We start from the raw sequence: 22,974 nt of genomic DNA, 5'->3' as shown, positions 1-22,974 counted from the left end.
CGCGGTGCTCTCCTCGGCGCAGCGTCTACGCTTTCGGCGTCCCGTAGCCCCCACCGCCCGGCGTTTCGATCACGAACATGTCTCCGGGCGCCATCTCCACCTTGCCGATGTGCCCGAGTTCCTCGACCCGCCCGTCGGCACGGACGACCAGGTTGCGTCCCTTCGCGCCCGGCGCCCCTCCGGCCATGCCGAACGGCGCGTGCAGGCGGTTGTTCGACAGGATCGCCGCCGTCATCGGCTCCAGGAAGCGCACCTGGCGCACGCCGCCGTTGCCACCGTGCCAGCGCCCCGCTCCTCCCGAACCGGGCCGGATCGCATAGCTTTCCAGGCGCACGGGGAAGCGGAACTCCAGGATCTCCGGATCGGTCAGGCGCGAATTCGTCATGTTCGTCTGCACGACGTCCGTGCCGTCGTAGCCCTCGCCCGCCCCGGAACCGCCGGAAATGGTCTCGTAGTACTGGTAGCGGGCATTCCCGAAGGTGAAATTGTTCATCGTGCCCTGGCTGGCCGCCATCACGCCCAGCGCGCCGTACAGCGTGTTGGTGATGCAGGTCGACGTCTCCACGTTGCCCGACACGACCGAGGCCGGATAATGCGGATTGAGCATCGACCCGGGCGGGATGATCACGTCGAGCGGCTTCAGGCAGCCGGCGTTCAAGGGAATCTCGTCGTCGACCAGCGTGCGGAACACGTACAGCACGGCCGCCATGCACACGGCCGACGGCGCATTGAAATTGTTCGGCAGCTGTGCCGACGTGCCCGTGAAGTCGATGGTCGCGCTGCGCGCCGCGCGGTCGACGCGGATCGCCACCTCGATGCGCGCGCCGTTATCGAGTTCGTTCACGAAGCGGCCGTCCTTCAGGGCCGTGATCACGCGCCGCACGGCTTCCTCGGCATTGTCCTGCACGTGGCCCATGTAGGCGCGCACGACAGGCAGGCCGAAATGGGCGACCATCTTGTGCAGCTCCTCCACGCCCTTCCGGTTCGCCGCGACCTGGGCGCGCAAATCGGCCATGTTCTGGTCCGGGTTGCGCGCCGGCCAGCGCGCGCCCGCCAGCAGCGCGCGCATCGCGTCCTCGCGCAGGACGCCGTCGGCGCCGTCCACCAGCTTGACGTTGTCGAGCAGGACGCCCTCTTCCTCGATATGGCAGGAGTCCGGCGGCATCGAGCCCGGCGTGGTGCCGCCGATGTCCGCATGGTGGCCGCGCGAGCCCACGTAGAACAGGATCTCGCCGCCGGCCGCGTCAAACACGGGCGAGATCACGGTGACGTCCGGCAGGTGCGTGCCGCCGTTGTACGGGTCGTTCAGCACATAGACGTCGCCGGGCTGCATGCGGCCCGCGTTCTTGCGCATGACGCTCTTGATGCTCTCCCCCATCGACCCCAGGTGCACGGGCATGTGCGGAGCATTGGCCACCAGGTTGCCCTCGCCGTCGAAGATCGCGCAGCTGAAGTCAAGGCGTTCCTTGATGTTGACGGAGTACGCCGTGTTCTGCAGGCGCAGGCCCATCTGCTCGGCGATCGACATGAACAGGTTGTTGAAGATCTCCAGCATGACCGGGTCGACCGTCGTGCCGATCGCATGGCGCTGCGGCAGCGCTTCCACGCGGCGCAGCACCAGGTGGTCGTAGGCGGTGACCTCGGCCTGCCAGCCCGCCTCCACCACGGTGGTCGCATTCACTTCCGCGATGATCGCCGGGCCTTTCACGACGTCGCCCGGCCCGATGTCCGCGCGGCGGTACACCGCCGTATCGCGCCAGGCGCCGTCGCCGAACATCGGCACGGTTTCCGAGACGGCGGGCGGCGTAGCGCGCGCGGGAACCATCGACGGCTGCTCCGGCGGCGCGTCGGACCTTCCCAGCGCTTCCACGGACACGGCTTCCGCCACCAGCGCCTTGCCCGGCATGAGGAAGGAAAAGCGGCGCCGGTAGGCTTGCTCGAACTGCGCCTGCATCGCGTCGACGGGGCCGAACAGGACGACGATCGCCGAATCCGTGCCTTCGTAGCGCAGGTGCACGCGGCGCAGCACGTCTATGCGGCCCGCGTCGGCGCCTTGCGTCACCAGCTCCGCGCGGGCCGCGTCGGCCAGCGCATCCAGTTCGGCGGCGAGCGCGCCGCCATCGATGTCGGCCAGGCGCCGCTCGATCGCCTTTTCGCGCATCGCGCCCTGGTCCGCCAGGCCCATGCCGTAGGCCGACAGCACGCCGGCCAGCGAATGGATGAACACCGTCTTCATGCCCAGCGCGTCCGCCACCAGGCAGGCGTGCTGGCCGCCGGCGCCGCCGAAGCTCGTCAGCGCGTAATCGGTGACGTCGTGGCCGCGCTGCACGGAGATCTGCTTGATCGCGTTGGCCATATTGCCCACGGCGATGCGGATGAAGCCTTCGGCCACCGCCTCCGGCGCGGGCGTGTCGCCCGTCGCCGCGCCGATGCGCGCGGCGATGTCGGCGAAGCCCCGGCGCACCGCGTCCACGTCGAGCGGCTGGTCGGCGCCGGGACCGAACAGGTGCGGGAAGTGACGGGGCTGGAGCTTGCCGAGCATGACGTTGCAGTCCGTGACCGTCAGCGGGCCGCCGCGGCGGTAGCAGGCCGGGCCCGGATTGGCGCCCGCGCTGTCCGGCCCGACGCGGTAGCGGCTGCCGTCGAAGTGCAGGATCGAGCCGCCGCCGGCCGCCACCGTGTGGATGCTCATCATCGGCGCGCGCATGCGCACGCCGGCGACCTGGGTCTCGAACACCCGCTCGAATTCACCCGCGTAGTGCGACACGTCGGTCGACGTACCGCCCATGTCGAAGCCGATCACGCGCTCGAAGCCGGCCAGGCGGCTCGCGCGCACCATGCCGACGATGCCGCCGGCGGGGCCGGACAGGATGCTGTCCTTGCCCTGGAACGCCCTTGCATCGGTCAGGCCGCCGCTCGACTGCATGAACTGCAGGTTCACGCCGGGAAGTTCGCCCGCGACCTGGTCGACGTAGCGGCGCAGGATCGGCGACAGGTAGGCGTCGACGACCGTCGTGTCGCCGCGCGCCACCAGCTTCATGAGGGGACTCGTCTCGTGCGACACGGACACCTGCGTGAAGCCGATCGCGCGCGCGATCCGCGCCGTCGCCTCCTCGTGCCGGTGGTAGCGGTAGCCGTGCATGAAGACGATGGCCAGCGCGCGCACGCCGCTGTCGAACGCGGCCTGCAGGTCGCGCCGCACGGCCGCCTCGTCGAGCGGGCGCACGATGTCGCCGTGGGCACCGATCCTTTCGTCGACCTCGACCACCTGGCCGTACAGGAGCTCGGGCAGCACGATATGGCGCGCGAACAGGCGCGGCCGGTTCTGGTAGGCGATGCGCAGCGCGTCGCGGAAGCCGCGCGTGATGGCGAGCACGGTCGGCTCGCCCTTGCGCTCGAGCAGCGCATTGGTGGCGACCGTCGTGCCCATCTTGACAGCCTCCACGCTGCCGGTGGGAACGGGCGCGCCGGGCGCCAGGCCGAGCAGGTGGCGGATGCCGGCGACGGCAGCGTCGCGGTAGTGCTCCGGATTTTCCGACAGCAGCTTGTGCGTGACCAGCGCCCCGTCCGGGCGGCGCGCCACGATGTCCGTGAAGGTACCGCCGCGGTCGATCCAGAATTGCCAATCCATGCTGTCTCCATCGAAATCGGGTCAAATTGACATTCTAGCGGCGCGGCGGGCGAATTTTGGCGAAAATGCATGTCCCACCCTGAACGGAGTCATCATGGATACCGAGTTGTACAGCGTCGCCCAGGTCCGCGCCATCGAACGGTCGGCCGCGGCCCGGCTCGCACCGGGAGAACTGATGCGGCGCGCCGGCGAGGCGGCGGCGGCCTATGCGCTGGAACTGCTGGGCGGCTTTCCCACCGGCGTCGTGCTGGTGCTGGCCGGGCCGGGCAACAACGGCGGCGACGCGCTCGAGGTGGCGGCGAACCTCGCGAACCTGGGCGCGGCCGTCGCGGTCGTGCACCTGGCGGGCAGCGCGCCCTCCGACGAGACGCAGCGCGCGCTGGAACGGGCCCGTGCAAGCCGGGCCCGCTTTATTGACAGCATCGGCGACGACATCGGCGAGGATAGCGGCAACAGCATTGCCGACGCGGCCTGCTGCCTCGTAGTCGACGGCCTGTTCGGCATCGGACTCGCGCGGCCCCTCGCCGGCCGCGCCCGCGCCCTGGCGGAACGCATCGCCGGCAGCGACTGCCCCATCCTGGCACTGGACGTGCCGAGCGGGCTCGATGCGGACACGGGCGCCGTCGTCGGACCCGACGGGTTCGCGGTGACGGCCACGCACACGATCACCTTCCTCGGCAACAAGCCGGGCCTGCACACGGGCGACGGCACGGACCACGCCGGGCGCGTGCACGTCGACCGGCTTGGCACCGATGCTTCCGAACCGGCGCAGGCGCGCCTGAACGGCCCGCAGCTGTTCGCCGCGCACCTGGCCGCGCGCCGGCGCAATACGCACAAGGGCAGCTTCGGCGACGTGGCGGTGCTGGGCGGCGCCCGCGGCATGGCCGGCGCGGCGATCCTGGCCGCGCGCGCCGCGCTGTTCGCCGGCGGCGGCCGCGTGTTCGTGGCGGCGCTCGACCAGGGCCTCGGCATCGATCCCGCCCAGCCGGAGATCATGTTCCGCGACGCTGGCGGTTTCACGTTCGAGAAGCGCACGATCGTCGCCGGCCCCGGCATGGGCGACGCGGACCTCGCGAAACACCTGCTGGCCAAGGCGATCGACGGCACCGGCCCCATCGTGCTCGATGCCGACGCGCTGAACCTCGCCGCCGCCAGCGCAGACCTGCAGGCGCGCATGGCGCGTCACGCCGGTCCGGCGATCGTGACGCCGCATCCGCTCGAGGCGGCGCGCCTGCTCGGCGTGACGGCCGCCATCGTGCAGGCCGACCGGCTGGAAAACGCGCGCGAACTGGCCCAGCGCCTGAACGCCGTCGTCGTGCTGAAGGGCGCGGGCAGCGTGATCGCGCGGCCGGATGGCGCGGTGGCGATCAATACGACCGGCAACCCGGGCCTGGCCACGGGGGGAACGGGCGACGTGCTGGCGGGCCTGTGCGGCGCGCTGCTGGGACAGGGCTGGCCCGCGTGGGAAGCGGCGCTGGGCGCCGTATGGCTGCACGGCGCGGCGGCCGACCGGCTGGTCGATGCCGGCATCGGCCCGATCGGCATGACGGCGGGAGAATTGCCGCGTGCGATACGGGCGGAGTTGAATGCCTTGATCGCGCAGCGTTGATGCGAACGTTCGGTGGGCACGTGCTGCCCGCCGAACGCCGCCATTTACGCGACGAGGCAGCCGGCGGCGATCGTGATCGTACGGCCGCAGCGCGCGGCCATGGCGGGATCGTGCGTAACGAGCACGAGCGTCGAGCCGCGCTCGCGGTTCAGTTCGAACATCAACTGGGTCACGGCTTCGCCGGTGGCGGCGTCCAGGCTGCCGGTCGGTTCGTCGGCGAACAGCAGCGGCGGTTCGGTGACGAAGGCGCGCGCCAGTGCGACGCGCTGCTGCTCGCCGCCGGACAGGTATTTCGGATAATGCCCGAGCCGGCTGGACAGGCCGACGCGGCCGAGCATCGCTTCGGCCTTGGCGCGCGCATCGCCGTCGCCGCGCAACTCCAGCGGCAGCATCACGTTTTCCACTGCGCTCAAGTGTGCAAGCAACTGGAACGACTGGAACACGAACCCCAGCTTGGCCTTGCGGAATGCGGCGCGGCCGTCCTCGTCGAGCGCGAAGATATCGGTGCCGTCCAGCAGCACACGGCCCGTCGACGGGGTGTCGAGACCGGCCAGCAGGCCCAGCAAGGTCGACTTGCCCGAGCCCGATGCGCCAACCAGGGCGAGCGTCTCGGCCGGTTGCACGGTAAAATCCACCTCATGCAGGATGGTGAGCTCGCCGCTGGCGTCCGCCACCCGCTTCGACAGGCCGATCACGGCGATCGCCGCATCCTGGCCGGAGCGGCCTTCGCGGCCGGCCGATTCAATGTTGGAAGCCTCGCGCTTGGAAGCCTCGGGATTATCACGCATGCTTAATCGTCTCAAGAAATGGACCATCGGGACCGCCGCCTTGTTCGTGCTGGCGGTGGCCGCGTCGGCGAATGCCTATTCTGCACCAAAAACCGTGCTGGTGGTGGGCGACAGCCTGTCCGCCGAATACGGCATCGCGCGCGGCAGCGGCTGGGTCGCGCTGCTGGAACAGAAACTGAAGGCGGAGAACATCGACGCCCGCGTCGTCAATGCGAGCATCAGCGGCGAGACCACCAGCGGCGGCCGCACGCGCCTGCCCGCCCTGCTCCAGCAGCACAAGCCGAACGTCGTCGTGTTCGAGCTGGGCGCCAACGACGGCCTGCGCGGCCTGCCGGTGGCATCGGCCCAGGACAATCTGCGCACCATGATTTCGCTGGCACAGCAGAACAAGGCCAAGGTGCTGCTGGTCGGCATGCGCATGCCGCCAAACTATGGCCGCGCCTACACGGAACGCTTCGCCGCCATGTACCAGACGCTCGCCGCGCAGGCCAAGGTGCCGCTGGTGCCGTTCATGCTGGAAGGCGTGGCCCAGGAGACCGCCAACTTCCAGGCCGACCGCATGCACCCGCTCGCGAGCGCCCACCCCACCATCCTCAATAACATCTGGCCCCAGCTGATTCCCCTGATCCGACCATAATGAAATACCCCGCAGTCCTGAACTTCGAGACCATCCTGCCCGCGCTCGACGAATTCGACACCATCATCGACGCGCGCAGCGAATCCGAGTTCGCCCTCGACCACCTGCCCGGCGCCATCAACTGTCCCGTCCTCGACGACGCGCAGCGCATCCTCGTCGGCACCACCTACAAGCAGGTCGGCGCCTTCGAGGCCAAGAAGATCGGCGCGCCGCTGGTCGCCAAGAACATCGCGCACTACGTCGAGACCCTGTTCGCCGACAAGCCCAAGGAGTGGAAGCCGCTCGTCTACTGCTGGCGCGGCGGCAACCGCAGCGGCTCGATGGCGCTGATCTTCGCCAAGATCGGCTGGCCCGTCGTGCAGCTCGACGGCGGCTACAAGGCCTACCGCGCCTTTATCGCGGGTGCCCTGGAGAATCCGCCGGCGCTGGACCTGCGCGTCGTCTGCGGCACCACCGGCAGCGGCAAGACGCGCCTGCTCGAGACCTTGGCCGCGATCGGCGCCCAAGTGCTCGACCTGGAAGCCCTGGCCGCCCACCGCGGCTCCGTGCTGGGCCACCTGCCGGACGCGCCGCAGCCGACCCAGAAAGCCTTCGAGAGCGCCATCTGGGACCGGCTGCGCCGCTTCGATCCGCGCCGCCCCGTATTCGTCGAATCGGAAAGCAAGAAGGTGGGCAACCTGCGCGTGCCCGATGCCGTCATGGAGAGAATGCGCGCCTCGCCCTGCATCCGCCTGGAGCTGGACCGTCCCAAGCGCGTGGACCTGCTGATGGAAGACTACCGCCACTTTGCGCGCGACGCGGCGGCGCTGAACGGCCAGCTCGAACACCTGGTGCAGCTGCACGGCCGCGCCAAGATCGATGCCTGGCACGAGATGGCGAATACGGGCCGCATGCCGGAGCTGGTCGACCAGCTGCTAGTGGAGCACTATGATCCGGCCTACCTGAAATCGATCGACCGCAATTTCACGCAGTATCCGCAGGCGCGGGTCGTCTCGCTGTCCGGCATCGCGCCCGACGATTTCCTCGCGGCGGCGCGCCAGCTTCACGGCGCAGACGCCGCGGCGTGATCATGGTGGGCACGTGGTGCCCACCGTGCCGTGCCGTAACCGCATCCGTAGGGTGGACGGCTCCGCCGTCCACGCGTCCCGCCATCGCATGCGGCGTGGCGAAGCAAGCGCCGCCCGAACGCGTGGACGGCGAGCCGTCCACCCTACCCGACACCTGCCGCCAATAAAAAAGCCCGGTCCGCTTTCGCGGCCGGGCTTTTTGTTCGTCGCCTGCTGGCTTACTGGGCGGCGTTGGCGCCCAGGTCGGCCGGCTTGACGTTGATCTTCGCCTTCGCCTTCTGCTTCAGGGCCTCGACGTAGCCGTAGGTCTCGGCGCCGCCAATGGCGCGGCCGATCTGCTCCGCTTCCTGCTTGCGGCGCGCCTGGTCGGGCTGGGCCGGCTGCGACACCTTGACGATGCGGTACACGCCATAACCCTGGCCCGGCACGTCCACGCCGACGTAGGCCGGCAGCTTGCTCGTGTCGGCCTTCAGCACGGCCAGCGCGGCGGTCTCGCTGAACGGCGGCTCCTTGGTGCGCGAGACGATCTTGGGTTCGCCGAAGCCGGTGGCGTCGCCCGACGCCCTGGCGGCGGCCAGCTTGGCTTCGCCGGCCTGCTTGGCCAGGCGCAGCGCTTCTTCCTGCGTGACGCGCTGGCGGATCTGCGCTTCGACCTCGGCCAGCGGACGCTTGGTCGCGGGCCTGAACTCGACGACGCGGCCGGCCACCAGGGTGCTCGGCGCCACTTCAACGGCTTCGGTATTGCGCTTGTTCTTGATCGCGTCGTTCGAGAAGATCGCCTTCAGGAACTTGTCGTTATTGACGGGCGAGTTGCCCAGCGCCGGATTCGGCGTGCGGCCCAGGCCATCGGCGGTCTGGATCTGCAGCCCCAGCTTGTCGGCGACCGGCTTCAGGCTGTCCGCCTGCTCGTACACGGTGTTCGAGAAGGTCTCGGCCAGTTCCGAGTACTTGGCCGACATCTTGGTCTTCTGCAGTTCGGCGACGATCTCCGGCTTCGCTTCTTCCAGCGACTTCTGGGTAGTCGGCACGACCTTGGTGACCTTGATGATGTGGTAGCCGAATTCCGAGCGCACGAGGCCGCTGGTTTCGCCTTCCTTCAGGCCATAGATCGCGTCCTCGACGGGCTTGACGAACACGCCCTTCTCGACCACGCCCAGGTCGCCGCCCAGCTCGGCCGAGCCGGGATCCTGCGACTGCGCCTTGGCGATCTTCGCGAAGTCGCCCGGGTTCTTGCGCACCTCGGCCAGCGCGGCTTCGGCTTTGGCCTTGGCGGCGGCGTCGTCGGCCGGCTTGGCGTCCTTGGCGACGTTGAACAGGATGTGGCTCGCGCTACGCTTTTCCGGCGTCGAGAAGCGGGCCTTGTTCTTGTTGTACACGTCGGCCACTTCGGCGTCCGAGACGGTGACCTGCTTCTGCACCACGTCGGCGTTGAACACGACGTATTCGGCCTTGACGGATTCCGGCACCTGGAACAGCGCGGCGTGCTTGTCGTAATAGGCCTTCACCATGTCGTCGGTGACCTTCACCTGCGCGGCGTAGGTCGCGAGCGGGAACATCAGCTCCTGCACTTCGCGTTCCTGGTCGTTGATGTCCGACAGGCGGTTCGCCACGCTGCGCGGCGCGAACGCGGTCTGGCTGACGGCGCCGGCCAGCTGCTGCACGGCCATGTCGTGGCGCATGCGCGCGTCGAACATCTCCGGCGTCATGCCCTGGGCGGCGAGCGCCGCGATGTACTGGTCCTTGTCGAAGCTGCCGTCGGCCTTGCGGAACATCTGGATGTCGCCGATGGCCTTGGCCAGCACGGCGTCGCTCACGGTCAGGTGGCCACGCTCGACTTCCGCGTTGACGGCGCGTTCCGCCACCAGCTGGTCGAGGATCGCCTGCTTGGCTTCCGGGGTCTCGAACAGCTTCTGGTCGAACTGCGCACCCATCTGCTGGCGCGCCTGGTCGATCTGGCGGCGCTGCGCTTCTTCCCACTGCTGCTGCGTGATGGTCTTGCCGGCCACGGTGGCGACGCCGTCGCCGCCGCCGCGCTCCTGGTAGCTGCTGACGCCGACCAGGACGAAGGACGGCAGGATCAGCAGCAGCAACAGCAGTTGCATGAGGCGCTGGTGCTTACGAATAAATTCAAACATGGTCAGCCATTCAAGGTTGAAAATGCGTTATCAAAAAACCTTAAAAAAAAAGGCGAACTCTCGTTCGCCTCTTCTTTTGCATCTGGCGGAGCGGACGGGGCTCGCCTACATCCTGCAGGCCGCGGATTCGCTTGCAAGCGAATCCCTTCGAGCCCTAGCCCGTGTCGCCCGCAGGGGCGACCCTCCTTCTTGCTTCTATTTGGCGGAGCGGACGGGGCTCGAACCCGCGACCCCCGGCGTGACAGGCCGGTATTCTAACCACCTGAACTACCGCTCCAAAGTCTTTTATTTCGCAACCCAACCGGTGGGTGGCGGAGCGGACGGGGCTCGAACCCGCGACCCCCGGCGTGACAGGCCGGTATTCTAACCAACTGAACTACCGCTCCAAATTCTTTTATTTCGCAACCCAACCGTTGGTTGGCGGAGCGGACGGGGCTCGAACCCGCGACCCCCGGCGTGACAGGCCGGTATTCTCACCACCTGAACTACCGCTCCAAATTCTTGTATTTCGCAACCCAACCGTGGGTGGGCGGAGCGGACGGGGCTCGCACCCGCGACCCCCGGCGTGACAGGCCGGTATTCTAACCAACTGAACTACCGCTCCACGAAATATCAGGCACTGCTTGCTGCGTGTCAGCGCAGCGAGGCATTAGTTTACTGCATCTTTCAGGGCTTTACCAGCCTTAAATTTCGGGACCTTCGCGGCCTTGATGGTGATGGCTTCCTTGGTGCGCGGATCGCGGCCGGTACGGGCAGCGCGTTCGCCCACGGTGAAGGTGCCGAAGCCGACCAGGGTCACGCTGTCGTTGTTCTTCAGGGTCGTGGTCACGGCATCGATCATCGCGTCGAGGGCGCGTGCCGCAGAAGCTTTGGTCAGGTCCGCGGACTTCGCGATTTCTTCGATCAGTTCAGTTTTGTTCACTCTTTTCCCTCGTTGTGCGTTCTGAAAGCGGCTGACCCGGACATCAGGCAAAAACCGCAAGCGCGTATTAGACAAGCGCGCCCCGCCTTGTGTCAAGCCAACATGCTTCTCGCGAGCAACAATAGAGCGATTATTCGGGCGCGGACCGAACAAATCGATGTCATCGCGGCCCACAAAAGCATCGTCCCCGCGCAGGCAGGGACCCAATGCCGCGAGCGTGTCGATACGCAAGCGCAGCTTGGATCCCCGCCGACGCGGGGACGACGGTGTGTTACGAGTGCTGCCCGGTCAGTGCTTGACCACGCCGCCCTGCCCCTCGGCCGCCGTCGCCGGCGCGACCGGCACGGCCGGCACGTCGACGATCGCCTCGGGCTGGCGTTCCAGCGCAACTTCCAGCACCTTCTCGATCCAGCGCACGGGCACGATCTCGAGCTTGTTCTTGACGTTGTCCGGGATCTCGGCCAGGTCCTTCACGTTCTGCTCGGGGATCAGGACGGTCTTGATGCCGCCGCGCTGCGCCGCCAGCAGTTTCTCCTTCAGGCCGCCGATCGGCAGGACTTCGCCGCGCAGCGTGATCTCGCCCGTCATCGCCACGTCGGCGCGCACCGGGATGCCGGTGAACACGGACACCAGCGCCGTCGTCAGGCCGATACCGGCGGACGGACCGTCCTTCGGCGTCGCACCTTCGGGAAGGTGGATGTGGATGTCGGTCTTTTCGAACGCCTCGTTCTTGATGCCCAGGCGGTTCGCGCGGGAGCGCACCACGGTGCGGGCCGCCTCGATCGATTCCTTCATCACGTCGCCCAGCGTACCGGTACGGATCACGGCGCCCTTGCCCGGCACCTGCACGGCTTCGATGGTCAGCAGGTCGCCGCCCACTTCGGTCCATGCCAGGCCGGCCACCTGGCCCACCTGGTTTTCCTTCTCGGCCACGCCGAAGTCGTAGCGGCGCACGCCCAGGAACTTGTCGAGGTTCTTGGCGTTCACCAGCACGCGCTTGTTGTCCTTCTTCAGCAGCAGCATCTTGACGACCTTGCGGCAGATCTTCGAGATCTCGCGCTCGAGCGAACGCACGCCCGCTTCACGGGTGTAGTAGCGGATGATGTCGCGGATCGCCGACTCGTCCACCTTGATCTCGTCTTCCTTCAGGCCGTTGTTCTTGATCTGCTTCGGCAGCAGGTAGCGCTGCGCGATGCTGGTCTTCTCGTCCTCGGTGTAGCCCGACAGGCGGATCACTTCCATCCGGTCCAGCAGCGCCGGCGGGATGTTGAACGAGTTCGAGGTCGCCACGAACATCACGTCCGACAGGTCGAAGTCGACTTCGACGTAGTGGTCGCTGAACGTGTGGTTCTGCGCCGGGTCCAGCACCTCGAGCAGGGCCGAGGACGGATCGCCGCGGAAGTCCGCGCCCATCTTGTCGATCTCGTCGAGCAGGAACAGCGGGTTGCGCACGCCGACCTTGGTCAGCGACTGCAGCACCTTGCCCGGCATCGAGCCGATATAGGTGCGGCGGTGGCCGCGGATCTCGGCTTCGTCGCGCACGCCGCCGAGCGCCATGCGCACGTACTTGCGGCCGGTCGCGCGGGCGATCGACTCACCCAGCGAGGTTTTACCCACGCCCGGAGGACCAACGAAGCACAGGATCGGCGCCTTCAGCTTGTCGACGCGCTGTTGCACAGCGAGGTATTCCAGGATGCGTTCCTTGATCTTGTCCAGGCCGTAGTGGTCGGCTTCCAGCACCTGCTGGGCCTTTTCCAGGTCGATGACGACTTTGGATTTCTTTTTCCACGGCAGGCCGATCAGCGTGTCGATGTAGTTGCGCACGACGGTGGCTTCGGCCGACATCGGCGACATCAGCTTGAGCTTCTTGATTTCCGACTGGGCCTTTTCCAGGGCTTCCTTCGGCATCTTGGCGGCGATGACTTTCTTTTCGAGTTCCTCGATGTCGGCACCGTCTTCGCCCTCGCCCAGTTCCTTCTGGATGGCCTTGACTTGCTCGTTCAGGTAGTACTCGCGCTGCGATTTCTCCATCTGGCGCTTGACGCGGCCGCGGATGCGCTTTTCGACCTGCAGGATATCCAGTTCGCCTTCCAGCTGGCCGAGCAGGTGCTCCAGGCGCTTGGCGACGTTGAAGATCTCCAGGATGACCTGTTTCTGCTCGAGTTTCAGCGGCAGGTGGGCGGCGACGGTATCGGCCAGGCGGCCGGCGTCGTCGATGCCGGCCAGCGAAGCCAGGATCTCGGGCGGGATTTTCTTGTTCAGTTTGACGTACTGGTCGAACTGCTGGACGATCGCGCGGCGCATCGCCTCGACTTCGGAATCGTCGCCGATTTCCGAATTGATGGGCGAGAGCTCGGCCACGAAGTGGCTGGGACCGTCGGTGATGTGATTGATACGGGCACGCTGCGCGCCTTCGACCAGCACCTTCACGGTACCGTCGGGCAGCTTCAGCATTTGCAGAATATTGGCCACGCAGCCGATCTCGTAGATGTCTGCGGCGGAGGGTTCGTCCTTGGCGGCTGCCTTTTGGGCGGCGAGCATGATGCTCTTGCCCTGTTCCATCGCAGCCTCGAGTGCCTTGATCGATTTCGGGCGGCCGACGAACAGCGGTATCACCATATGCGGAAACACCACCACGTCGCGCAAGGGCAGGAGGGGCAGCGTCATTTGCTCGGTCAATTTAGAAGTTGTCATGGCATACCTTATAGAAAGCGTGTTTTCGATGTGGGAGCTTCCTACGAAAACACAAGCCCGGCCGAATAAAAATTTTCTGCAAGCAAAAAAACATCGCTTGAATCAAATAATAGCCGTTTCTACAAAAACGGGAGATTCAAACAAAAAAGCCACTTCGCGGCGCAGGCCGCGAGTGGCTTTTCGGTTGAAGCCGGCTTTTGTTGAGATTGATTGTACGCCCTCAACTCAGCGTTTCAAGACCTTTGTTGTGGTTGCGCCCGGAAATTTTAGTTTTCGCCAGCCGCTTTCGGCGATTCGCTGTAAATCAGCAAAGGTTTCGCGCCGTTCGTGATCGTATTTTCATCGATCACGACTTTCACCACGTTTTGCTGGCTCGGCAATTCGTACATCACGTCGAGCAGCGCGTGTTCCAGGATCGAACGCAGGCCGCGCGCGCCGGTCTTGCGCGCCAGCGCCTTCTTGGCGATCGCATGCAGGGCCGCGGGACGGATCTCGAGTTCCGCGCCTTCCATGTCGAGCAGCTTGGTGTACTGCTTGATCAGGGCGTTCTTCGGCTCGACCAGGATCTGGATCAGGGCGTCTTCGGTCAGCTCGCTGAGGGTGGCGACGACCGGCAGGCGGCCGACCAGTTCCGGGATCAGGCCGAACTTGATCAGGTCTTCCGGTTCCGCTTCCATCAGCACGTCCGACACCGAACGCTGCGACTGGCTCTTGACGCTGGCGCCGAAGCCGATGCCGGACTTCTCCGAGCGGCTCTGGATCACCTTGTCGAGGCCGTCGAAGGCGCCGCCGCAGATGAACAGGATGTTGGTCGTGTCGATCTGCACGAAGTCCTGGTTCGGGTGCTTGCGGCCGCCCTGCGGCGGCACCGAGGCCATGGTGCCCTCGATGAGCTTGAGCAGCGCCTGCTGCACGCCCTCGCCCGACACGTCGCGGGTGATCGACGGGTTGTCCGACTTGCGCGAGATCTTGTCGATCTCGTCGATGTAGACGATGCCGCGCTGCGCCTTCTCGACTTCGTAGTTGCAGCTCTGCAGCAGCTTCTGGATGATGTTCTCGACGTCTTCGCCGACATAGCCTGCTTCCGTCAGCGTGGTGGCGTCGGCGATGACGAACGGGACGTTCAGCATGCGCGCCAGCGTCTGCGCCAGCAGGGTCTTGCCGGAACCGGTCGGGCCCACGAGCAGGATGTTGGACTTGGCCAGCTCGACCTCGTCCTTCTTGCCCATGTGCTTCAGGCGCTTGTAGTGGTTGTACACCGCCACGGACAGGATGCGCTTGGCCGTCTGCTGGCCGATCACGTACTGGTCGAGCAGCTCGGCGATCTCGTGCGGCGTGGGCAGGTCGGACTTGGCGCCGGCCACCGATTCCACGTTCGAGGTCTCGTCGCGGATGATGTCGTTACACAGGTCGATGCACTCGTCGCAGATGAAAACCGATGGTCCCGCGATGAGCTTCTTCACCTCGTGCTGGCTCTTTCCGCAGAACGAGCAGTACAGGAGTTTTTCGCCGCTGGAGGATTTTTTGTCTGACATGGGGCAGATTTTCGTTGAATTGCTATGAATATAACGCTAATACAAGTATGCAACAAGTACGTGCAACAACCGTGCACGGCTCCATGCTACCCGATTTGAAAACAAAACGCCCGAAGCGCTGTCGCGTCCGGGCGTCGTACGGGCAACATCTTGTCGAATGCTTAACCGCGGTTCGTCAAGACCCTGTCGATCAGGCCGTACTCGACGGATTCCTCGGCCGACATGAAGCGGTCGCGGTCCGTGTCCTTGTGGATCTGTTCGATCGTCTGGCCGGTGTTGTCCGCCATGATGCGGGCCAGGCGCTCGCGCAGGTACAGGATTTCCTTGGCCTGGATCTCGATGTCCGATGCCATGCCCTGCGAACCGCCGGACGGCTGGTGGATCATCACGCGCGAGTTCGGCAGCGAGAAGCGCTTGCCCTTGGCGCCAGCGGCCAGCAGGAAGGCGCCCATCGACGCGGCCAGGCCCGTGCACAGGGTCGACACGTCCGGCTTGATGAAGTTCATGGTGTCGAAGATGGCCAGGCCAGCCGACACGGAACCACCCGGCGAGTTGATGTACAGCGAAATATCCTTGTCCGGGTTCTCGCTTTCCAGGAACAGCATCTGGGCCACGATGAGGTTGGCCATCTGGTCGTTGACAGGACCGACCAGGAAAATCACGCGCTCCTTCAGCAGGCGCGAGTAGATGTCGTAGGCGCGTTCGCCGCGACCGCTCTGCTCGATCACCATCGGCACGAGGCCGAGGGCTTGGGTATCCAATGCCGGATTACGATTCATACCTGTCACTTTCCTTAATGAAGATTACGGAGCCGTACTATCCCAAAACAGCAAGGGTATTGTCGCACGGCTCCCTCAAGGAAGCTTACGCCTGCGCGGTGCTTCCCATCAGTTCGTCAAAGGCGATGTCCTTGGCAGTCACCTTCGCCTTGCCAAGCACATAGTTAACGACGTTTTCTTCCAATACAAGAGCTTCCACCTCGCCCAGGCGGCGACGGTCGCTGTAGTAGTACTTCAGGACTTCCTTCGGATCCTCGTAGCTTTGCGCGAAGTCCTCGATCTGGGCCTTCACCTGCTCTTGGGTAGCTTGCAGGTTATTGTCCTGGACCAGTTGCGACAGGATCAGGCCCAGGCGCACGCGGCGCTCGGCCTTGGTCGCGAACAAATCGGCCGGGAACGGCAGGCTCTTGACGTCCATGCCGCGCTGGGCCATGTCCTGGCGGGTCTGCTCGGCCAGGCGTTCCGAATCCTGCTCGACCATGACCTTCGGCACGTCCATCTCGGTGTGCTTGACCAGGGCGTCCATCACGGCTTCCTTGTTGCGGGCCTTGATGCGGGCATTGACTTCGCGCTCCAGGTTGACCTTGATGTCTTCGCGCATTTTCTCGACGCTGCCGTCTTCGATGCCCAGCGACTTGGCGAACTCGGCGTCGACTTCCGGCAGGTGCGCCCACTCCAGCTTCTTCAGCGTGATGGTGAACTCGGCGGTCTTGCCGGCCACGTCCTTGCCATGGTAGTCCTCGGGGAACGGCAGCGGGAAGGTCTTGCTCTCGCCCACTTTCAGGCCCACGGTCGCGGCTTCGAATTCCGGCAGCATGCGGCCTTCGCCCAGCACGAACGGATAGTCCTCGGCCTTGCCGCCTTCGAACTCGACGCCGTCGATCTTGCCGACGAAGTCGACGGTCACGCGGTCGCCGTTGGCCGCGACGGCTTCGCCGCCGTCGCCGTGCTCGCCTGCCTCACCCTTGGTGTGGAAGTGCACGCGCTGCTTGCGCAGGATGTCGATGGTCTTGTCGATCTCGGCGTCCGACACGTCGGTCTTGACGGTCTCGACTTCGATGCCGTCCAGCGCCGGCAGCACGACTTCCGGGTAGACTTCGAAGGTCGCGTCGAATGCCAGCATGCCTTCCGGGGCTTCCTGCTTCGGCTCGATTTTCGGCATGCCGGCCACGCGCAGCTGCGCTTCGTTGGCGGCGTCGTTGAAGGCCTGGCCAACCTTGTCGTTCAGGACGTCGGACTCGATCTGGTAGCCGTACTGGGCGGCGACCATCTTGAGCGGCACCTTACCCGGACGGAAGCCCGGCGCACGTGCGGTCTTGGCCTGCTGCTTGAGGCGCTTTTCGACTTCCGTACGTACGTCGCTCAGCGGAAAAGAGAGAGTCAAGCGGCGCTCGAGTTTACCCAGGTTTTCGACTGCAGTTGCCATTGTAAAAATCGTCCAAAAAAATAATTATTCGTGGTGCGAGGAGGGGGACTCGAACCCCCACACCATTGCTGGCGTCAGGACCTAAACCTGGTGCGTCTACCAATTTCGCCATCCTCGCTCAGGATGCTGCATCTTGCCCCATATCTACCCGCAAAAACAAAGGGCGCCCGACGGTGAAACCGGCCGCCCTGCCATGCGCTTGATTAGGGGCTACAACTTCAACACGATATTTTACTGGATTTTCTGACACCATTGGGCGATTTTTAATCCGTGCGAAGCGCATATGGCCGCGTTTTTGCCCCGTTATGACGTAACTCGGCCATTTTCTCGCGAAATTTCAATCGTTTACGCAGATGGTGCGCCGCAGCGAACGGTGGGCATGCCATGCCCACCTAGGGCTGGGGCTGGAGCGTTCATGCGCCGGTCGAACGCGTGGACGGCGAGCCGTCCGCCCTGCGCACCCGGAACCACGCCGCATACAGCGCCGGCAGGAACAGCAGCGTCAGCGCCGTCGCCACCAGCAGGCCACCCATGATCGCCACCGCCATCGGCCCCCAGAAAACGGAACGCGACAGCGGGATCATCGCCAGCGCCGCCGCGGCGGCCGTCAGCAGGATCGGTCGGGCGCGGCGCACGGCGCTGTCGACGATCGCGTCCCAGGCCGGATGTCCGGCCGCGATGTCCTTCTCGATCTGGTCGACGAGGATCACGGAATTGCGGATGATCATGCCGAACAGCGCGATCACGCCCAGGTTGGCGACGAAGCCGAACGGCCGGTGCAGCGCCAGCAGCGCCATCGCCGCGCCGGCCACGCCCAGCGGTCCCGTGAGGAACACGAGCAGCGCGCGCGAGAAGCTCTTCAATTGCAGCATCAGCAGCGTGAACACGATGAACAGCACCAGCGGCACGTTGGCGGCGATCGAGGCTTCCGCCTCGGAACTGTCGGCCGCCGCCCCTTCCAGCGTGATGCGGTAGCCGGCCGGCAGCCCGGCGCGCAGCGCCGCCAGCTTGTCGCCCACCTGCGCCGACACGGTCGGGCCCTGGATGCCCTCGACCACGTCCGCCTGGACCATGATCGCCCACTCGCGCCCTTCGCGCCACACGACGCCCGGCTCCCACACGAACTCGATGCGGGCCAGCTGCGACAGCGGCACGGGACGGCCCGCCGGCGTCGCCACGTTGGTGTTCGCGAGCACCGACATGGTCGAGCGCTCTTCGACGGGCTGGCGCACGACGATGTCGATCAGGCGGTTGCTCTCGCGGAACTGGCCCACCGTCGTCCCGGACAGCACGGTCGCCACCGTGCGCCGCACGGCCTGGGACGTCACGCCCAGCGCGCGCAGCTTGTCCTGGTCGAGGTCCAGGCGCAGCACCTTCACCGATTCGTTCCAGTTGTCGTTGACGCCGACGGCGTTCGGGTTCGCGCGCAGGATGTCCTTGACCCGGTCGGCGACGCCGCGCACGACGGCGATATCCGGTCCGGCCACCTGGAACTGCACGGGATACGGCACCGGGGGCCCGTTCGGCAGCAGTTTCACGCGTCCACGCACTTCCGGGAAGTCGGTCTTGAACGCCTCCTCGATCTTGCGCCGCAGGGTCTCGCGCTGCGCCAGGTCCTTGGGCAGCACGACGAACTGCGACACGTTCGACTGCGGGAAGATCTGGTCCAGCGGCAGGTAGAAGCGCGGGCTGCCCGTGCCGACGTAGCTCGTCACGCTGTGCAGCTCAGGCTGGGCGCGCACGAAGCGCTCGAATTTCTTGACCAGCGCCTCGTTGGTCGCGAAGCTCGTGCCCTCGGGCAGCCACATTTCGACCATCAGTTCGGGACGGCTGGAATCGGGGAAGAACTGCTTCTCGATGAACTTGAAGCCGAACACGCCCAGCGCGAACACGCCCAGCGACAGCGCGATCGTCGTCTTGCGCCATGTGACGCACCAGTCGACGGTGCGGCGCAGGCGACGGTAGGCGGGCGTGTCGAAGACGTCGTGGGCATGCGCCCCGCCCTCGCCGTCCGCATGCGGACTCACCTTCAGCAGGATGAAGCCGATGTAGGGCGTGAAACTCACGGCCACGAGCCACGACACGAGCAGGGCGATGGCGTTCACCGAGAACATCGTGAACGTGTATTCGCCGGCGGCGGACTTCGCCAGGCCGATCGGCAGGAAGCCGGCGGCCGTGATCAGCGTGCCCGTCAGCATGGGGAAGGCGGTCGACGTGTAGGCGAAGGTCGCCGCCTCGAAGCGCGACATGCCCTCCTCCATTTTCCGGACCATCATCTCGACGGCGATGATGGCGTCGTCGACCAGCAGGCCCAGCGCGATGATCAGGGCGCCCAGCGACACCTTGTGCAGCGAGATGTCGAAGATGTGCATGAACAGGAAGGTGATCGCCAGCACCAGCGGGATCGTCAGCGCCACGACGAGGCCGGGCCAGATGTCCAGGCGCAGCCTGGGCTTCCTGTGCAGCCCCAGCGCGAGGAAGGACACGACGAGCACGATCACCACCGCCTCGACCAGCGTGTGCATGAACTCGTCGACGGACTCGGTGACGGCGGCCGGCTGGTTCGACACCCGTTCCAGCTCGATGCCGACGGGGAGCTGGGCGCGGATCCGCTCCACCGTCGCTTCCAGCCCCTTGCCCAGCGCGATGATGTTGCCGCCCTTTTCCATCGACACGCCCAGGCCGATCACCTCGTGGCCGTTGTAGCGCATCTTCTCGCGCGGCGGATCCTCGTAGGCGCGCTCCACCTTCGCGAAGTCGCCCAGGCGGAACGTGGTGCCGCCGGCGCGCAGGCTCAGGTCTTCCAGCTGCTTGACGGTCTTCAGGCCGCCCGTCACGCGCACCTGCAGGTTTTCCAGCGGCGTCACCAGCATGCCGGCCGACTCGATGCCGTTCTGCGTCGCGATCTGGTTCACGATCTGTTCGAACGGCACGCCCAGCTGGGCGAACTTCTGCTGCGAGAACAAGATGTTGATCTTTTCTTCCTGCACGCCGAACTGCTCGACCTTGGCGACGAGCGGAACCGCCAGCAGCTGCTGGCGCACGAAGTCGGCGTAGTCGCGCATCTCGGCGTAGGTGAAGCCGTCGCCGGACAGCGCGAAGATCGAGCCGTAGGTGTCGCCGAATTCGTCGTTGAAGAACGGCCCGACCACGCCCTGCGGCAGCGTGTTCGCGATGTCGCCGACCTTCTTGCGCACCTGGTACCAGGTAGACGGCACGTCCTGGGGCGGCGTCGATTCGCGCAGCTCGATCAGGATCGTCGTCTCGCCCGGCTTGGAAAAGCTGCGGATCTTGTCGACGTGCGGCGTTTCCTGCAGCTTCCTCTCCAGCTTGTCCGTGACCTGCTGGGCCATCTGGACGCCGGTGGCGCCGGGCCAGTAGGCCGTGACGACCATGATGCGGAAGGTGAACGGCGGATCCTCGTCCTGGCCCAGCTGCTGGTAGCTGAGGATGCCGCCGATCAGCAGCGCGGCGATCAGGTAGCGCGTGAGGGGTATGTTCTCGAGGACCCAGCGCGACAGGTTGAAGTGCCTCATTGCTTGACCCCGGCCGCCGCTGCGCCACCGTTCGCCGCGCCGCCGATGGCCTCCTGCTCGGCATCGCCGCGGCGCGCCACGTCGGCCGCGAGGATCCTGACCTTCTGGCCGCTCTTGAGCAGGTTGACGCCGGCCGTGACGATCGTCTGGCCCGGACGCACCCCGTCCACCAGCACCACGTCGTTGCCGGACACGCCGCCGACCTTCACGGGCACCAAGCGCACAGCCCCGTTTTCCACGACCCACACCGAGGTCGCGCCCCCGTTCTGGACCAGGGCCGGCAACGGCACGCGGACGCCGCCCTGCTTGTCGCCTTTCTTCTGCAGCGCCACCACGGCCGTCATGCCCAGGCGGATATCCTCGCGCGCAGGCACCGTGACCTTGACCGTGTAGGTGCGCGTGGCCGGGTCGGCCACCGGCGACACTTCGCGGATCTTGCCCGGAATGCTGGCGCCCGGGTCGGCCCACAGCCGCACCCTGACGTCGGCCACCTCGCGCAGCGCGTCGACCTGGTCCTCGGGCACGCCGATCACGACCTCCTTCTCGTCGGTGCGCGCCACCCGCACGACGGGGGTGCCGGCCTGCACGACCTGGCCCACTTCCGCGTCGATGCCCGTGACGACGCCGTCGGCGTCCGCGAGCAGGCGCGCATAGCCCGTCTGGTTGGCCTGGTTGCGCAGGGCCGCGCGCGCCGCCTCTGCCTGGGCCTGGGTGGAGCGGGCCGCGGCGATCTTCTCGTCGAGCACGGCCTGGCTGACGAAGTTCTGGGCGCGCAGGTCCTGGTAGCGCTTCAGCTCCGCGCGCGCCAGTTCCGCAGTCGTCTGCGCCGCGCGCAGGCTGGCGTCTGCCTGGGCCTGGCCTAGGCGCAGATCCTGCGGGTCGAGCTGCATCAGCACCTGGCCGCGCTTGACGACGGTGCCGACGTCGACCTGGCGCGCGCTGATCTTGCCGCCCACGCGAAAGCCTAGGCGCGATTCGTAGCGCGGCCGCACATCGCCGGAAAACTCGGCGCTGGCGCCGCCGTTGCCGGCCGCCAGCGTCAGCGCCCGTACGGGGCGCACGTCGGGCGCCGGCGGCGGCGCTTTCGAGCAGCCGCCCAGCAGCGCGGCAAGGAATACCGCCAGGAGTACGGCGGACAGCATGGCTGCGCGCGGCTGGGCGCAGCGAGGGGAAAACGGGTCAAGCACAAACGAGTGGAGCACGATGGAGTCCTCGGTCGATCCTGCACATGGGCGACGCGGCGCGCGTGACGGTCCGCGCCGGGCATTGCGTCGATTTATTACTTGGCATGAAGCTGAGCAATTATAATCATGCAACAATGCGAAATAAATGACTTTAGAGTCAGCAATCTAGATCCTGCTTGGGTCCCCGCTCCGTTCCTCATCCATGGCTGTCGACCACTACGAAAACTTCCCCGTCGCCTCGCTCCTGATGCCGCGCCGCCTGGTGCCGGCGGTCGAGGCGATCTATGCGTTCGCGCGCAGCGCCGACGACCTGGCCGACGAGGGCGACGCGACGCCCGAGCAGCGCCTGGCCGCGCTGCAGGCCTACGAGGCCCAGCTCGACGTGATCGCCGTCGACCAGCCGAGCGTCGACCCCATGTTCGCGCGCCTGGCCGCGGCCCTGCGCGCGCACCGCCTGCCGCTGCAGCCGCTGCGCGACCTGCTCAGCGCCTTCCGCCAGGACGTCGTGACGACCCGCTATGCAGACTACGGCGCCCTGCTCGACTACTGCCGCCGTTCCGCCAACCCCGTCGGGCGCCTGATGCTGGGCCTGTACGAGGTCGACGACGAGGCCAGCCTGCGCGACGCCGACGCCATCTGCACGGCCCTGCAGCTCATCAATTTCTGGCAGGACGTCGCGATCGACATCGACAAGGGCCGCATCTACCTGCCGCGGGAAGACCTGGCGCGCTTCGGCGTGTCCGAGGACGACATCGCCCACGGCCGCACCGGCCCTGCCTGGCGCGCCCTGATGGACTTCCAGGTCGAACGTGCCAGGGCGCTGATGCTGCAGGGCGCGCCGCTGGCCACGCGCCTGCCGGGCCGCATCGGCTGGGAACTGCGCTTCATCGTGCAGGGCGGCCTGCGCATCCTCGACGCCATCGAGCGCGTGCAGTACGACGTGTTCCGGCGCCGTCCCCAACTGAAGCGCCGCGACTGGATCGTCGTCGCCTGGCGCGCCCTCCGCATGTAGTGGACCGGAATTGCGCACC

The 22,974-nt window shown here is 66.2% G+C and carries 14 protein-coding genes and 5 tRNA genes; 4 read left to right on the top strand and 15 right to left on the bottom strand.

Annotated features, from left to right (window positions below):
* Positions 1-25 precede the first annotated feature (25 nt).
* Positions 26-3,631 (bottom strand): hydantoinase B/oxoprolinase family protein, encoded by a 3,606-nt coding sequence (locus tag QPK32_RS17795; protein WP_290414131.1) that lies wholly within the window; start codon positions 3,629-3,631, stop codon positions 26-28.
* Positions 3,632-3,725: 94 nt separating this feature from the next.
* On the opposite strand from QPK32_RS17795, the gene QPK32_RS17790 reads away from it, so the two are divergent.
* Positions 3,726-5,240, top strand: coding sequence for an NAD(P)H-hydrate dehydratase (locus tag QPK32_RS17790; protein WP_290414130.1), 1,515 nt, complete (start codon positions 3,726-3,728; stop codon positions 5,238-5,240).
* Positions 5,241-5,284: 44 nt separating this feature from the next.
* On the opposite strand, the gene QPK32_RS17785 is transcribed toward QPK32_RS17790, so the two are convergent.
* Positions 5,285-6,028: an ABC transporter ATP-binding protein gene (locus tag QPK32_RS17785; RefSeq protein ID WP_290414129.1), complete on the bottom strand. Its 744-nt coding sequence runs from the start codon at positions 6,026-6,028 to the stop codon at positions 5,285-5,287.
* Here QPK32_RS17785 and QPK32_RS17780 point away from each other — a divergent pair.
* Both QPK32_RS17780 and mnmH read left to right on the top strand, forming a co-directional pair.
* Positions 6,027-6,665, top strand: a complete 639-nt coding sequence (locus QPK32_RS17780) for an arylesterase (RefSeq protein ID WP_290414128.1) — start codon at positions 6,027-6,029, stop codon at positions 6,663-6,665. The two genes, QPK32_RS17785 and QPK32_RS17780, sit on opposite strands and share 2 nt — an antisense overlap.
* Entirely contained in the window at positions 6,665-7,732 is a 1,068-nt protein-coding gene (gene mnmH, locus QPK32_RS17775) for a tRNA 2-selenouridine(34) synthase MnmH (RefSeq protein WP_290414127.1), read from the top strand. Before QPK32_RS17780 ends, mnmH begins: the two co-directional genes overlap by 1 nt.
* Before the next feature lie 218 nt (positions 7,733-7,950).
* Here mnmH and QPK32_RS17770 read toward each other — a convergent pair whose 3' ends face one another.
* From QPK32_RS17770 to QPK32_RS17710, 13 genes are all read right to left on the bottom strand, one after another.
* The gene (locus QPK32_RS17770) at positions 7,951-9,867 is read right to left on the bottom strand and encodes a SurA N-terminal domain-containing protein (RefSeq protein WP_290414126.1); all 1,917 of its coding nucleotides are present in this window, start codon (positions 9,865-9,867) and stop codon (positions 7,951-7,953) included.
* Between the two features lie 200 nt (positions 9,868-10,067).
* Positions 10,068-10,144, bottom strand: a tRNA-Asp gene (locus tag QPK32_RS17765).
* 32 nt (positions 10,145-10,176) lie between these two features.
* Positions 10,177-10,253: transfer RNA gene (locus tag QPK32_RS17760), tRNA-Asp, on the bottom strand.
* A 32-nt stretch (positions 10,254-10,285) separates the two neighbouring features.
* A tRNA-Asp gene (locus QPK32_RS17755) sits at positions 10,286-10,362 on the bottom strand.
* A 35-nt stretch (positions 10,363-10,397) separates the two neighbouring features.
* Positions 10,398-10,471: transfer RNA gene (locus QPK32_RS17750), tRNA-Asp, on the bottom strand.
* A 45-nt stretch (positions 10,472-10,516) separates the two neighbouring features.
* Positions 10,517-10,840 carry an HU family DNA-binding protein gene (locus QPK32_RS17745; RefSeq protein WP_290414168.1) on the bottom strand — a complete coding sequence of 108 codons (324 nt, stop codon included), beginning with the start codon at positions 10,838-10,840 and terminating at the stop codon, positions 10,517-10,519.
* 237 nt (positions 10,841-11,077) lie between these two features.
* Entirely contained in the window at positions 11,078-13,483 is a 2,406-nt protein-coding gene (lon, locus tag QPK32_RS17740; protein ID WP_290414125.1) for an endopeptidase La, read from the bottom strand.
* Between the two features lie 266 nt (positions 13,484-13,749).
* Positions 13,750-15,018, bottom strand: a complete 1,269-nt coding sequence (gene clpX / locus QPK32_RS17735) for an ATP-dependent Clp protease ATP-binding subunit ClpX (RefSeq protein ID WP_290414124.1) — start codon at positions 15,016-15,018, stop codon at positions 13,750-13,752.
* A 161-nt stretch (positions 15,019-15,179) separates the two neighbouring features.
* Positions 15,180-15,797, bottom strand: coding sequence for an ATP-dependent Clp endopeptidase proteolytic subunit ClpP (clpP, locus tag QPK32_RS17730; protein ID WP_290414123.1), 618 nt, complete (start codon positions 15,795-15,797; stop codon positions 15,180-15,182).
* Positions 15,798-15,882: 85 nt separating this feature from the next.
* Positions 15,883-17,223, bottom strand: a complete 1,341-nt coding sequence (tig, locus tag QPK32_RS17725; RefSeq protein WP_290414122.1) for a trigger factor — start codon at positions 17,221-17,223, stop codon at positions 15,883-15,885.
* A 31-nt stretch (positions 17,224-17,254) separates the two neighbouring features.
* Positions 17,255-17,341, bottom strand: a tRNA-Leu gene (locus tag QPK32_RS17720).
* Between the two features lie 295 nt (positions 17,342-17,636).
* Complete coding sequence (locus tag QPK32_RS17715; protein WP_290414121.1) at positions 17,637-20,759, bottom strand: efflux RND transporter permease subunit; 3,123 nt, start codon at positions 20,757-20,759, stop codon at positions 17,637-17,639.
* Positions 20,756-21,901 carry an efflux RND transporter periplasmic adaptor subunit gene (locus QPK32_RS17710; RefSeq protein ID WP_308632593.1) on the bottom strand — a complete coding sequence of 382 codons (1,146 nt, stop codon included), beginning with the start codon at positions 21,899-21,901 and terminating at the stop codon, positions 20,756-20,758. The genes QPK32_RS17715 and QPK32_RS17710 overlap by 4 nt, the downstream gene beginning before the upstream one ends.
* A gap of 244 nt (positions 21,902-22,145) precedes the next feature.
* On the opposite strand from QPK32_RS17710, the gene hpnC reads away from it, so the two are divergent.
* Positions 22,146-22,955: a squalene synthase HpnC gene (hpnC, locus tag QPK32_RS17705; protein ID WP_290414119.1), complete on the top strand. Its 810-nt coding sequence runs from the start codon at positions 22,146-22,148 to the stop codon at positions 22,953-22,955.
* Positions 22,956-22,974: the final 19 nt, after the last annotated feature.

The organism is Massilia sp. YIM B02763, assembly GCF_030412015.1.
In the GTDB taxonomy this organism is placed as follows: Bacteria; Pseudomonadota; Gammaproteobacteria; order Burkholderiales; family Burkholderiaceae_D; genus Telluria.
The sequence above is the reverse complement of the archived record's forward strand: the minus strand, read 5'-3'. Positions and strand labels throughout refer to the sequence as shown.

Excerpts from the sequence above, each read along its gene's own strand:
- QPK32_RS17795 (WP_290414131.1), bottom strand. The coding sequence starts at position 3,631 with ATGGATTGGCAATTCTGGATCGACCGCGGCGGTACCTTCACGGACATC.
- QPK32_RS17790 (WP_290414130.1), top strand. The coding sequence starts at position 3,726 with ATGGATACCGAGTTGTACAGCGTCGCCCAGGTCCGCGCCATCGAACGG.
- QPK32_RS17780 (WP_290414128.1), top strand. The coding sequence starts at position 6,027 with ATGCTTAATCGTCTCAAGAAATGGACCATCGGGACCGCCGCCTTGTTC.
- QPK32_RS17785 (WP_290414129.1), bottom strand. The coding sequence starts at position 6,028 with ATGCGTGATAATCCCGAGGCTTCCAAGCGCGAGGCTTCCAACATTGAA.
- mnmH (WP_290414127.1), top strand. The coding sequence starts at position 6,665 with ATGAAATACCCCGCAGTCCTGAACTTCGAGACCATCCTGCCCGCGCTC.
- QPK32_RS17770 (WP_290414126.1), bottom strand. The coding sequence starts at position 9,867 with ATGTTTGAATTTATTCGTAAGCACCAGCGCCTCATGCAACTGCTGTTG.
- lon (WP_290414125.1), bottom strand. The coding sequence starts at position 13,483 with ATGACAACTTCTAAATTGACCGAGCAAATGACGCTGCCCCTCCTGCCC.
- clpX (WP_290414124.1), bottom strand. The coding sequence starts at position 15,018 with ATGTCAGACAAAAAATCCTCCAGCGGCGAAAAACTCCTGTACTGCTCG.
- clpP (WP_290414123.1), bottom strand. The coding sequence starts at position 15,797 with ATGAATCGTAATCCGGCATTGGATACCCAAGCCCTCGGCCTCGTGCCG.
- tig (WP_290414122.1), bottom strand. The coding sequence starts at position 17,223 with ATGGCAACTGCAGTCGAAAACCTGGGTAAACTCGAGCGCCGCTTGACT.
- QPK32_RS17715 (WP_290414121.1), bottom strand. The coding sequence starts at position 20,759 with ATGAGGCACTTCAACCTGTCGCGCTGGGTCCTCGAGAACATACCCCTC.
- QPK32_RS17710 (WP_308632593.1), bottom strand. The coding sequence starts at position 21,901 with ATGCTGTCCGCCGTACTCCTGGCGGTATTCCTTGCCGCGCTGCTGGGC.
- hpnC (WP_290414119.1), top strand. The coding sequence starts at position 22,146 with ATGGCTGTCGACCACTACGAAAACTTCCCCGTCGCCTCGCTCCTGATG.